We start from the raw sequence: 11,761 nt of genomic DNA, 5'->3' as shown, positions 1-11,761 counted from the left end.
AGGCACGAGCGAGGAATCCGAACCGCCATTGCCCAGCCTCCCGTCAGCACCGGATCCCCACGCCCACACCGAACCAGCCGAATCGACAGCCAACGAGTGCCATTCCCCCGCGCTCACCTGGGTGATCGTCACACCAGCCGGCCACCGGACCGACACCGGCACAGGCACGAGCGAGGAATCCGAACCGCCATTGCCCAGCCTCCCGTCAGCACCGGATCCCCACGCCCACACCGAACCAGCCGAATCGACAGCCAACGAATGCGATCCCCCCGCGCTCACCATCCCGAACGGCTGCCCGCCCGGGTCGGTGAACGACGTCCCCGACGTCGTGCCCAACGTCTGCGCGGGACGCCCCTCGACCTGCCGCTGCACCGTGTACGTCACACCGTCGGTCACCTTGGCATCCGTCGCCCAGGACTGTGTCGTCGCTGCCGGCCACGACACCGTGTTCCCGGCCCCCGCGGCGGCGACGGTCGGCGAGAGCGCTCCGAGCGTCGCCGCCGACGCCGAGCCGGACACCGAGCGGGAGTCGGTGAACCAGGCCCCTGAACCGCCTACGACGGGAACCAGTAAGAGAGCCACGACTGCCAGAGCGGCGGCGCGACCGAGCGGGGCGGCGAGGTCCGAGCGGCGCGCGGACGAAGGGGCGACGCCGCGACGGAGCGAGCGAGAGAGCGAGAAACGCATGCGGGTTCTTTCAGAGGGAAGGGCGGGCCGCCTGAGCAACCGAGAGGTCACCCGCGGCGGAAAGGGAAGACACGAGCACCGCGCCGCTCATCGCGTGATCGCCGCCGTCGCGACCGGCGAGGACCAGCCGCGGTAATCGTAGGAAACGGAATACGTCGTCGTGCCGGGGAGCGTGCACGAGCGTCCGACCAGGGTGGACGGGGGTGGGCAATTCGCGGCCGCGAAAGCGGATGGCACCGCCACGGGTGTGGCCTGGTCCGCAACGCCTCCGTCGCCCAACTGTCCGGATCCTCCCGCACCCCATGCCCAGGCAGACCCGTCGGATGCCAAGGCCAAGGAATGCGATCCTCCGGCGCTCACCTGGGTGATCGACCGACCCGCGTCGTTCGACCATGCGGGGTTCACTGCCTGGGGAGTCAGCGCCGTTTCCATCTTTCCCGTGCCGAGCCTGCCGTTCGAGCCGTCGCCCCACGCCCAGACGGATCCGTCGGACGCCAGCACCATCGAGTGGACCCGACCCGCAGCCACCTGCGTTGCCCAGACTCGAGGAGAAGCCCTGAACCACGGGGCAGCGACATCGACGCGACCGCGGCCGTATCCCGGAGCCGACCCGTCGCCCAAAGCGACCGGATCCGATCCGCGGGAGGGGCGTCCACCCCACGCCCACACGTCTTTGCCGATCGACAGTTCCAGCACATGCGTCGTGCCTGCGCTGATAGCCTGCGCACCTCTCGGGGCGATCAGCTGCGGCTTGGCCGCGCGCTCCATGCCCTGCATCTGATCCGACCGCGCTACTCCCCATCCCCACAAGTCCCCCACCGAGGACACGACCAATGCGAAGCCCGGGCCGGCGCTAACATCCGACGCCCGATAGCCCGACAGCACCCAGTTCGACGGAAAATCCACCTTCGTCGGCACCGTCTCCGTCGTCGATTCATCGGAAATCGTTCCCCATTGCCACACGGAGCCGTCGGCCGCGATAGCGAGGCACTGACCACCGCCCACCGCGACCTTGGTGATCTTGAGACCGTTTCCGCCCGTCGAGGGAACCCGGACCGGAGTGGCGCTATCCCCTCGGACATCAGGACCCAACTGCCCATCGGAACCGCTGCCCCATGCCCACACCGAGCCGTCGGATGCCAGGGCCAACGACGTCGTGTCCCCTGCGGCGACCTGTGTGATCTTGCGGGTGGGATCGTCTGCCCTCCACGATGCGCGAACCGGCACGGGTAACGAGGACGAGCGGAAGCTCGGATCGCCGTCACCCAAACGCCCGTGGGCTCCATCACCCCAGGCCCATACCGAGCCATCGGACGCCAGCGCCAGAGAATGCGAGACACCCGCGCTGACCTGCGTGAGAGTGCGTGCACCGACCGGCCCAGGGACGGACTGGTCAGTGGTGGACCCGTTCCCGAGCAACCCGTTCCACCCGGGACCCCACGCCCAGACTGACCCGTCCGACGCCACGGCAACCGAGTGGGAAGCGCCCGCGCTCGCCTGGGTGATCCGCTTGCCCCGATCCCACAGGGCATCGACCCGCCGGGGCCCTGAGACATGGTCGCTTTCGTCCCCGTCCCCGAGCACCCCGTTCTCGCCGCTTCCCCACGCCCACACCGACCCGTCCGACGCCACCGCCAATGAGTGCATCGGGGCGGCGCTCACCTGCGTCGCACGCATCCCGGCATCCCACATCGCGTCGAGCCGTACCGGCCCTGAGACATGTTCCGACACGACCCCATCGCCCAAGCGCCCGAAGCGACCTGATCCCCATGCCCACACCGATCCATCCAGCGCGACGGCCGCCGAATGCCAGATGCCCGCGCTGACCTGCGCCACACGCACGCCGGCGTCCCAGAGCGAATCCACACGCAGTGGTTCTGAAGAGTGCCCGCTCGCAACCCCATCGCCCAGAACCCCCCACGCACCGGAACCCCAGGACCAGACGGAGCCATCAGACGCCACAGCCAACGCGTGCAACTCGCCCGCACTCACCTGCACCGCACGCACACCTGCGCCCCACAGTGCGTCGACCCGCACCGGCGCCGAGAAATGCCTGCTGGCATCCCTGTCCCCCAGCACCGCCCCCTCGCCGTCTCCCCACGCCCAGACCGATCCGTCAGATGCCACCGCCAAAGCGAACTGCTCTCCCGCGCTCACCTGCGTCACGCGGACGCCCGCGTCCCACAAGGCGTCCACCCGCACCGGCGCGGAGACGTGCGCGCTCGCGTCCCCGTCACCCAGCACTCCCCCGCCACCGAAGCCCCACGCCCAGACCGACCCATCCGATGCCACCGCGAATGCAGAGGAGGACCCCGCGCTCACCTGCGTCACCTGCACACCCGCGTCCCACAACGCCTCCACCCGCACCGGGGTCTGCGCGGGAGAAGCTGTCCCCTGTCCGTTCCCCAGCTGCCCGGAGGAATCGTCACCCCAGGCCCACACGGACCCGTCCGGAGCGACCCCGAAGGAAGCCGTCCCACCCGCACTGATCGTCCCGAACGGCTGCCCGCCCGGGTCCGTGAACGACGTGTACGACGTGGTCCCCAGCTTCTGGGCGGGACGCCCCTCGACCTGACGCTGCACCGAGTACGTCACACCGCTGGTCACCCCGGCATCCGTCGCCCAGGCCTGCTCCGTCGCCGCCCGCCACGACACCGTGTTCCCGGCATCCGTCGCGACAACGGTCGGTGACAACGCTCCGAGCGTCGCCGCCGAGGCCGAGCCCGACACCGACTGCGAGTCCGTGAACCAAGCCCCCGACCCGCCGACCACCGGGACCATCAGGAGCGCCATGACCGCGAGGGCCACGACGCGCACGGAAGCACGACGAGACGCCGGACGGCGAGATGAACGGCGGAGGAAGCGCATGAAGCCCTTTCGGGGAAGGCGAACGGCGGTGAGGCGGCGTCGATGGACGCGCCTCACCGCCGGAGGATCAGCTGGTCGGGAACTGCGTGTCGTCGTCGAAGGTCGAGTCGGGCGCGTCGGCCTGGATGGCCTTGACGACGACGTCGAAGGCGACCGAGGCACCCTGGAGGTCGTTGGCCGTCGTGGACGGCAGCGAGACTCGGTAGTCGAGCGTCGTCGAGGTGCCCGCGTCGAGCGCCGACGCGCTCTTCTGCAACACCGCCGCGGCGGTGGCGATCGACGTGGGGGCCGACCAGTTGCCGGCACCGCCCTGGCGGAACTCGATCTGCACAGCGTCGAGGAAGCCCGCCTTCGTCGGCGTACCGGGATCGAGGTCGGCAGCCCAGAGGAACTTCGCGGTGCCGGAGTTCGAGATCGTGATGCTGCCTTCTTTGCCCCCGGTCGAGTCCGCGGATGGCAGCAGATTCGACACCTCGATCTTCGTAGCTCCCCCCGACGTCAGTGAGTCGAGGACGACCGTCGCCGCGGTGAGCTCGTTGCCGGTCATCTTCTGCTGGTCGGTGAACCAGGCGCCCGAGGCGAGGGTGCCCCCGACGCCGGCGAGGACGAGGGCGCCGGCTGCGAGAGCCATCTTGCGCTTGGTGCCGCGCGTTGCCGTGTTGGTCGTCATGCGTGTTTCTCTTTCTGGAGAGGTGGATGGTGCAGAGAAATGGCCGCGCGCGGCCGAGCGACTCGAGGATCGAGCCACGATCAGGGGGAGGGGATCTGCTGCGCGATGGCGCGCACGTCGAAGGACACGTGCGCGCCCTGGACGCTGTTGTCGACCGTCTCAGGGAAGCCCGCGCTCACCGCCACATCGACCGACGTGCCCGCCGCGAGCGTGAACACCCTCGTGGGTGCGGTCTCGTCGAGGCCCTGTGACGTGGACCCCACAGCGGAGTCGAAGCCGACCTGAACCTGGTCGGCGACGCCCGCGGCATCGGAGGTGACCACCGTGCCGAAGAACACCGCTGCCGGCGCGGCGGACGTGTTGGAGAGACGGAACGTCGAGGTCGTCGCCGCCTGACCCGCCACGACACTCACCCCCGCGTCGGGGTGGTCGACGTGCGTCACGTCGAGGAAGTCGCAGGCCTGCGACGACGACGCGTGCGCGCTCGTGGCAACCGGAGGCAGGGCGACGAGTCCGAGCGCCAGCAGGACGAGCACCGTCGCACCGGCGGCGAGGGCCCGGCGCCGCCAGAGCGCGACGGCGACGCCCGCGATGAGGAGCACGGCTCCGAGCACCGCGAAGGGGAGCCACTCCATGCCGGTCAGCGCCAGCGATCCCGAGGGAAGTGCGGCGCCCGGAGTCTTGATCGGGCAGGGATTCATGGCATCTTCGCATTTCAATATATCGACGTATAAGCGATTTGAAAGGTAGCGCCGTACGGCAGCCGATGCAAGTGCGAGAGGCTTCGGGAGCATTGTTCTCGGCGACACACGCCTTTCGAATCGGACGTTATCGACGCTTTCGATCCGCCGCCTCTTGATTGCGGACAGGCCGTAATGAGATTCAGCATCCGGCAGAATCTCCGCGTGACGAATCGCGCAGACGCCGCCGCCCGAACCCGACGCCGCATCCTGCAGGCGGCGGCCGAGCTCTTCAGTGAAAACGGCTACGGTCAGACGACTCTGCAAGCCATCGCAGACCGCGCCGGCGTCTCGGTCGAGAGCGTCGGCTTGGCCGGCCCGAAACGGCGCCTCGTCTTCGCCGCGTTCACCATGGCTTTCGCCGGGCACGGCGAAGCATTCCCGGTCAGCGGCGAACCCGCCTACGTCGATCTGATGCAGCGGATGCCACTCCCCCAGGCGATCGACGAGTACCTCACCCTTCTGACCGCCGCGATCGCCCGGACGCACCGGCTCTGGAACGCTCTTCGCGCGGCCGCGGATGCCGACCCCCGAGCGGCGGTCATGCTCGAGCAACTCCGCGCAGAACGCCGGCGCGAGTTCGGGCGATCTGCGCGCACGCTCGCAGAGCTCGCGGGCCTGCCACACGAATCGATTCCCCTGCTCGTGCGCGAGTTCTTCGCCATCGCCTCACACGAGGTCTACGACCTGCTCTCCCTGGAGTTCGACATGAGCCCCGCGGGGTTCACCGACCGGCTGCGCCGTCAGCTGGGCCAACTCATCGCCGAAGCCGGCGCAGCCTCCGCGGGTACGCCACGCACGACGTCTGGGTGAGGGCGCCCGTGACTCAGCGCGCGCCGGGACCGACGACGGGGAGCTCCAGCGTCACCGTCGTCCGCTCGCCCGGATCGCTCTCGATGTGCACGCGCCCCGCGTGCGCGTTGACGATCGCGCGCACCCTCGTGAGCCCCAGGCCATACCCCTGGACGGCGCGCGAGCGCGCGTGAGCGGTGCGGTAGAAGCGATCGAAGACCCGGCGCTGCTCGGCGTGGGAAAGCCCGACACCCTCGTTCGACACCGCCACCCGAACGCGATCCTCGTGCGCCCGACAGGTCACCGACACGGGCGATTCCGGTTCGCCGAACTTCACCGCGTTCGTCAGGATCTCGGCGACCGCCTCCTCCAGCCGCTCGCGATCCGCGCGCACCTGCACGCGCTCGGCGCGCGCGATTTGCACGGGCGTCGATCGAGCGTCGGCGAGCTTCGCAATGCGCCGAGCCGCGGCATCCACGATCTCCCGGATGTCGACCTCGGCGAAACGAAGGTCTCGGTCGCATCCGGTCGCCGCGACGAGGTCGGTGACCCGATCGAGCAGGTCGGCGGCGCGACGGTTCACCACGTCGATGTACTGCCGCAGCTTCGGATCCTCGTGTCCGACGGCATCGTCGATGAGGGCGAGGAAGCCCGTCACGCCGGTGAGGGGTGTGCGCAGCTCGTGCGAGACCGTTCGGAGGAACTGCTCGCGCACCTCGATCGCATCGGCGAGCTCGGTGACGTCGTGCGCGACGACGACGGTCCCCTGGACGGACCCGTCCGGCCGGCGGAGCTGGTTCGACGAGGCGAGCACGGCCATTTGCGCCTCGGGCGGCCCGAGCCACGCGAGGTGCCCGCGGATCACCTCGCCCCGCAGGGCGCGTGGGATGAACTGCTCCTCGGGCGGGATCCGCGTTGAGCGGTCACCGGCGAGCACGTTGCCTCCCGCGTACGGAAGCTCGTCGAGCCGGAACCCCGCAGCGCGGGCCATCTCGTAGGCCGCGGCGTTCGCCACCCGGAGGCGTCCCTCCTCGTCATAGAAGGCCACGCCCGCGGCGACCGTGTCGAGGATCCCGATCACGAGGGACTCGGCGTCTCGCGCACCCGCGAGGGCTTCCACCTGAGCTCGATTCGCCAGGGAGAGCTGATGGCCTCGACGCCCCAGCCGACGCGCCGCCAGAAAAGACATGATGGCCAGCGCGAGTATCACGAGGGGAAGGCTCGTGACATTCGCCCATTCCGTGAACGTCTGCGGCGAGGCACCGGCGTACACGAATCGGAACACGAGCATCCCGATCGAGCCGACCACCACGAGGGCGAGCCCGGCCCACCCGAACGAGTACGCCGCCCACACCATGGGGAAGATCGCCAGCAGAATGACCCACGGCAGCACGCGAGTCACTTCAGCGCGGATGAGTGTCACCGCGACGACATCGAGGGCGGCGACCGCGATCATGGCCACGGGGGCGAACCGCTCCCACGGGACGAGCATCGCGAGCGCCGTCGCCGAGACACCGACGGCGAACCCGACGATCGAGATGGGCATCACCAGGATCGACGGATCGACCACGAGGACAACGATCGCCACGTAGACGAGCCCGAAGAAGAACGGGAGCTGCGTCTGCGCGGCCAGGGCGCGACGCCCCTCCGGCGTGCGCGTCGCCTGGAAGATGGGCACGGGCCACCCACCGCCTCTCACCTAGCGGGTCATGGGGACGGCGGCCACGGCCTGTCAGATGCGGGGCGAGTCGCGGCAGCCAGCAAACGAAAGGTAGGTTATCCGACCATCCGCTGTCTGCAAGCCCACCGAGACCCAGAACGACAAGCGCCGCCGCCCCGGAAGGAGCGGCGGCGCCTGAGGATCGGGGTGCTATTCGCCGGCGGCGGCCGGAGCAGCCTGCGCCTGCGCGGCCGTAGCGGCATCGCGCGGAGCGCCGTGCGGGCGGATCATCGTCGGCCGACGCATGAACAGCACGGCGACGAGGCCCACCCCGATCACGACGATCGGCAGGATGAGCGACTGCCCCATCGCCTGCGAGAAGCCGCCGACCACCTGGGGCGGCAACGCTCCCCCGCCGAACGAGGCCGAGGCATCCGCTGCCCCCGGCAGGTTCGCTTCGAGGCGCGCCTGCATGAATGCAGCGATGGATGCCGATCCGATGACTGATCCGACGGTCCGGGTCGTGTTGTAGATGCCCGCACCGGCGCCCGCCTGGCGCGGCGGGAGGTTGCGCGTCGCGGTGGTCGCGAGCGGACCCCACATGCCGGCGTTTCCGACCCCCATCAGCGCGGACGGGATGAGGAAAGCCCAGATCGGCGCGTCATTGAGGATGAGGGCGACGTAGATGCCGAGCGATCCGCCGACGAGCAGGAGCCCCGGCACGAGCAGGAAACGGGGGTCGGTGCGGTCGAGGAGCTTGCCGGCGAACGGGGCGAGCACGCCCGAGAGGATCGCGAGCGGCACGAGCAGCAGGGCCGACTCGGTCGGGGTGAGGCCGCGCGCGAGCTGCAGGTAGAACATCTGCGGCAGCGCCATGCTCGTGACCGTGAAGCCCACCGCGGCGATGGCGAGGTTCGCGACCGAGAAGTTGCGGTCGCGGAAGAGGTCGAGCGGCACGAGGGGCTCCCCCTTGCTGCGCGCCTGCGTCCAGACGAACAGCGCCATGACGACGACACCCGCGGCGACCATCCCCCAGATCCACGCCGCCCACGAGTAGTGCTCCCCCTCCTGCAGACCGAAGACGATGAGGAACAGACCGATCGCGCTGAGCACGACGCCGAGGATGTCGAACTTGTGCGCCGTCCGCGGAAGCTGCGGGACGAGGATCATCGCGGCGACGAAACCGATGATGCCGACGGGGATGTTGATGAAGAAGATCCACTCCCATCCGAGGCCGTCGACGAGCAGACCGCCCGCGAGCGGCCCGACGAGGGTCGCGACCCCGGCGGTGGCGCCCCACAGCCCCATGGCGGCACCGCGGTTCTGCGGCGGGAAGGTACGCGTGATCACGGCCATCGTCTGCGGCGTCATGAGCGCGGCCCCCAGGCCCTGAACCGCACGAGCGACGATCAGCACCTCGAGCGAGGGAGCGAGACCGCACGCCAGCGAGGCGAGCGTGAAGATCGCGAGGCCCGTCAGGTAGATGTTCTTCGGACCGAAGCGGTCGCCGAGGCGCCCGGTGATGAGCAGCGGCACGGCGTAGGTCAGCAGGTAGGCGCTGGTGACCCACACGACGTTGTCGAGGTTGTTGGTGTCCGGGTCGAGAGCCGCCTTGATCGCGGGGTTCGCGACCGAGACGATCGTGGTGTCGACGAGGATCATGAAGAAGCCGATGACGAGCGCCCAGAGGGCGGGCCAGGGGCTGCGTTCGTGGGTCTTGTGCGACCCGGTACGGGTGGATGCCGCGGAAGCGGCGCGGGCGTCGGTCATGCGAATGTCTCCCTCGAGACGCGGTGCTTGTTCTTGATGTGTTCGGGGATCTCGGCGACGCCCCACGGCAGGGTGCGATCGGCGAGACGCGCGCGCAGGGAGTTCTGCCACGCGAGTTCGGCATCGAGCAGCGCAGCCTGGCGCTGCAGCTCGACGAGGAATTGCTCGGGAGTGTCGCGCTCGGCGGCGGACTCGAGACCCGCGCGGTGCTCCTCGATGGAGGCTTCGAGCATCACGCGGCGCTGGTCGAGCAGAGCGACGACCTCGTCGCGCTCGAGGTTGTGCGCTTCGGAGAGGGCGACGCGGAAATCGCTCGGACGATCGATCTGGGGCAGCTCGGCGCGGACCCAATCTTCGACCGCCTGGCGACCGGCATCCAGAAGCGTGTAGGTGGTGCGCTCGGGACGGTTCCCGTCGCGGTCGACGCCGACCTCGGCGAGCAGACCGTCCCGTTCGAGGCGGGCGACCGTGTGGTAGATCGTGCCCTTCTGCAGGGGGACGAGCCGGTCGTCGCGGCGCTCTTTCAGCAGGCGCACGAGCTCGTAGGTGTGCATGTCGGCCTCGCGCAGGGTCGCGAGGATCATGACGGCGATCGGGGTGAGGCGGCTGGCGTCCGGCATCCGTCCTCCTCATGGTCCGTGCTGACTAGTCCACGTGGACTATACGCCCTTTCGCGCCGTCGCGCGAGCCCGCGCGAAGAGCGTTGAGTGTCCAAAACACGCCGCAATGTCCGGGCAGGTTGCGGCGTGTCTTGGACACTCAACGGGAAACGACGGCCGGGAGGGACGCCTACGCGTCGGCGGAGGGCTCTGCATCGACCGGAGGCGCCGGAGCCTTCCGAGGGCGATGCTGCGCCCACCGCACCGGGATGCCGAAGATCCCGCGCTGATTGGGCTCCTCGACCTCGAGGCCGTAGTGCTCGCCGATCGCGTCGCGCAGCTGCGCGCGCTCGGCCTTGTCGTACGCGCGCATCTCGCGACGGAAGGCCGTCACGGTCGCCCAGCAGATCGCGAGCAGCACGATGCTGAAGGGAAGGGCGATGCTGATCGCCGCGGTCTGCAGGGCGGTGAGCCCGCCCGCAATGAGCAGGGCGAACGCGATGACGGCGGTGGCGAGGGCGAAGAACACGCGGACCCAGTTCTTCGGCTCCTCCTCGCCGCCCGTCGCGATCATGCTCATCACGAGCGCGCCGGAGTCGGCGGAGGTCACGAAGAACACGGCGATGAGGATGAGGAAGCCGACGATCAGCACGACGGAACCCGGAACACCCTCGAGCATCTGGAACAGTGCCGTCGAGACGTCGACCGACCCATCGGCACCGGTGTACGACGCCGTGCCGGTCAGCTCACCGTAGATCGCGGTGCCGCCGAGGACGGTGAACCACAGGATGCCGACGAGCGTGGGCACCAGGATGACCCCGACGACGAACTCGCGAACGGTGCGACCGCGCGAGATGCGCGCGATGAAGATGCCCACGAAGGGGGCCCACGAGATCCACCAGCCCCAGTAGAACGCCGTCCAGGCTCCCTGCCACGCCACGCCGTCGTCACCCGCGTAGGCGCTGACCGTGAAGGACAGGCCGACGAAGCTCTGGATGTAGTTGCCGATCGACTGCACGACGTCGCGGAGCAGGAACTCGGTGGGACCGACGAAGAGCAGGAAGAGCATCAGGACCCCGGCGAGGACGAGGTTGATGTTCGACAGCCACTTCATGCCCTTGCCGACGCCCGACAACAGGGAGAAGAGCACCAAGCCGGTGATGACGCCGATGATGATCGCCTGGCTGACGATGTTGGGCGACACGACCCCGAGGAAGTCCAGGCCCGCGCTGATCTGGAGGACGCCGAGACCGAGGGACGTCGCGACGCCGAAGAGCGTTCCGACGAGGGCGGCGACATCGACCGCGTTGCCCCAGCCGCCCTGCACGAGGCGGGCACCGAGGATCGGCTCCAGCGCCCACCGGATGGTGCGCGGACGCTTGCGACGGTGGAAGGCGTAGGCGAGCGCGAGTCCCAGCACGACGTAGATCGACCACGCGTGCACGCCCCAGTGCAGGAAGGTCTGCGACATGGCCTGCTGCGCGAGCTCTGCGGGGGTGCCCGTGACGCCGGGGCGGGGCGAGACGAAGTGGCTGAGCGGCTCGCTCACGCCGTAGAACACCAGGCCGATGCCCATGCCCGCGGCGAACAGCAGCGAGAACCACGACATCGTCGAGAACTCGGGCTCGTCGTCGTCCTGACCGAGCTTGATGTTGCCGAAGCGGCTGAAGCCCATCGCGAGGGCGAAGACGACGAAGAACGCCGCGATCAGCACGTAGTACCAGTTGAAGGTCGAGACGATCGCCGTCTGCACGGTGTCGAATGTGGCCTCGGCCGCGGCGGGGAAGAACAGCGCGAAGGCGATGAACGCCAGAGCGATGGCCGCGGCGGGCCAGAACACCCATCCGCGAATGGTCTTGTGACGACTACCGAGATGGGGATCGATGTTCACCGCGGTATCGGGGGCTGCCTCGGTCATTCCATCAACGGTAGTCAGCGGCGTCCCGCGTGCCGGGGGGCAGGCGCCGCGAAGCGC

General features: G+C 69.2%; 8 protein-coding genes and 1 pseudogene. 1 reads left to right on the top strand and 8 read right to left on the bottom strand.

Annotation, left to right across the window (positions count from 1 at the left end; all coding sequences use genetic code 11):
* The 4 genes and pseudogenes from AB0O24_RS16540 to AB0O24_RS16525 all read right to left on the bottom strand — a co-directional run.
* Positions 1-687, bottom strand: a pseudogene (locus tag AB0O24_RS16540) (hypothetical protein); the annotation flags it as partial.
* Positions 688-774: 87 nt separating this feature from the next.
* A complete protein-coding gene (locus AB0O24_RS16535; protein ID WP_363376496.1) occupies positions 775-3,504 on the bottom strand; it encodes a hypothetical protein in 2,730 nt (909 codons plus the stop codon).
* Between the two features lie 118 nt (positions 3,505-3,622).
* Positions 3,623-4,225 (bottom strand): hypothetical protein, encoded by a 603-nt coding sequence (locus AB0O24_RS16530; RefSeq protein WP_307383155.1) that lies wholly within the window; start codon positions 4,223-4,225, stop codon positions 3,623-3,625.
* An 80-nt stretch (positions 4,226-4,305) separates the two neighbouring features.
* Positions 4,306-4,926 carry a hypothetical protein gene (locus tag AB0O24_RS16525; RefSeq protein WP_363376494.1) on the bottom strand — a complete coding sequence of 207 codons (621 nt, stop codon included), beginning with the start codon at positions 4,924-4,926 and terminating at the stop codon, positions 4,306-4,308.
* 204 nt (positions 4,927-5,130) lie between these two features.
* Between AB0O24_RS16525 and AB0O24_RS16520 the strand changes: the two genes are divergently transcribed.
* Positions 5,131-5,778, top strand: coding sequence for a helix-turn-helix domain-containing protein (locus AB0O24_RS16520; RefSeq protein WP_363376492.1), 648 nt, complete (start codon positions 5,131-5,133; stop codon positions 5,776-5,778).
* A 13-nt stretch (positions 5,779-5,791) separates the two neighbouring features.
* On the opposite strand, the gene AB0O24_RS16515 is transcribed toward AB0O24_RS16520, so the two are convergent.
* The 4 genes from AB0O24_RS16515 to AB0O24_RS16500 form a co-directional block, all read right to left on the bottom strand.
* A complete protein-coding gene (locus tag AB0O24_RS16515) occupies positions 5,792-7,435 on the bottom strand; it encodes a HAMP domain-containing sensor histidine kinase (protein WP_363376490.1) in 1,644 nt (547 codons plus the stop codon).
* A gap of 192 nt (positions 7,436-7,627) precedes the next feature.
* Positions 7,628-9,187 (bottom strand): DHA2 family efflux MFS transporter permease subunit, encoded by a 1,560-nt coding sequence (locus AB0O24_RS16510; protein WP_363376489.1) that lies wholly within the window; start codon positions 9,185-9,187, stop codon positions 7,628-7,630.
* Complete coding sequence (locus AB0O24_RS16505; protein WP_363376487.1) at positions 9,184-9,807, bottom strand: PadR family transcriptional regulator; 624 nt, start codon at positions 9,805-9,807, stop codon at positions 9,184-9,186. The genes AB0O24_RS16510 and AB0O24_RS16505 overlap by 4 nt, the downstream gene beginning before the upstream one ends.
* Positions 9,808-9,976: 169 nt before the next feature.
* Complete coding sequence (locus AB0O24_RS16500; RefSeq protein WP_363376485.1) at positions 9,977-11,704, bottom strand: BCCT family transporter; 1,728 nt, start codon at positions 11,702-11,704, stop codon at positions 9,977-9,979.
* Positions 11,705-11,761 lie beyond the last annotated feature (57 nt).

This window comes from Microbacterium sp. NPDC086615, assembly GCF_040686055.1.
Classification (GTDB): Bacteria; Actinomycetota; Actinomycetes; order Actinomycetales; family Microbacteriaceae; genus Microbacterium.
This window is presented reverse-complemented; position numbering and strand designations above follow the sequence as displayed.

Excerpts from the sequence above, each read along its gene's own strand:
- AB0O24_RS16530 (WP_307383155.1), bottom strand. The coding sequence starts at position 4,225 with ATGACGACCAACACGGCAACGCGCGGCACCAAGCGCAAGATGGCTCTC.
- AB0O24_RS16525 (WP_363376494.1), bottom strand. The coding sequence starts at position 4,926 with ATGAATCCCTGCCCGATCAAGACTCCGGGCGCCGCACTTCCCTCGGGA.
- AB0O24_RS16510 (WP_363376489.1), bottom strand. The coding sequence starts at position 9,187 with ATGACCGACGCCCGCGCCGCTTCCGCGGCATCCACCCGTACCGGGTCG.
- AB0O24_RS16505 (WP_363376487.1), bottom strand. The coding sequence starts at position 9,807 with ATGCCGGACGCCAGCCGCCTCACCCCGATCGCCGTCATGATCCTCGCG.
- AB0O24_RS16500 (WP_363376485.1), bottom strand. The coding sequence starts at position 11,704 with ATGACCGAGGCAGCCCCCGATACCGCGGTGAACATCGATCCCCATCTC.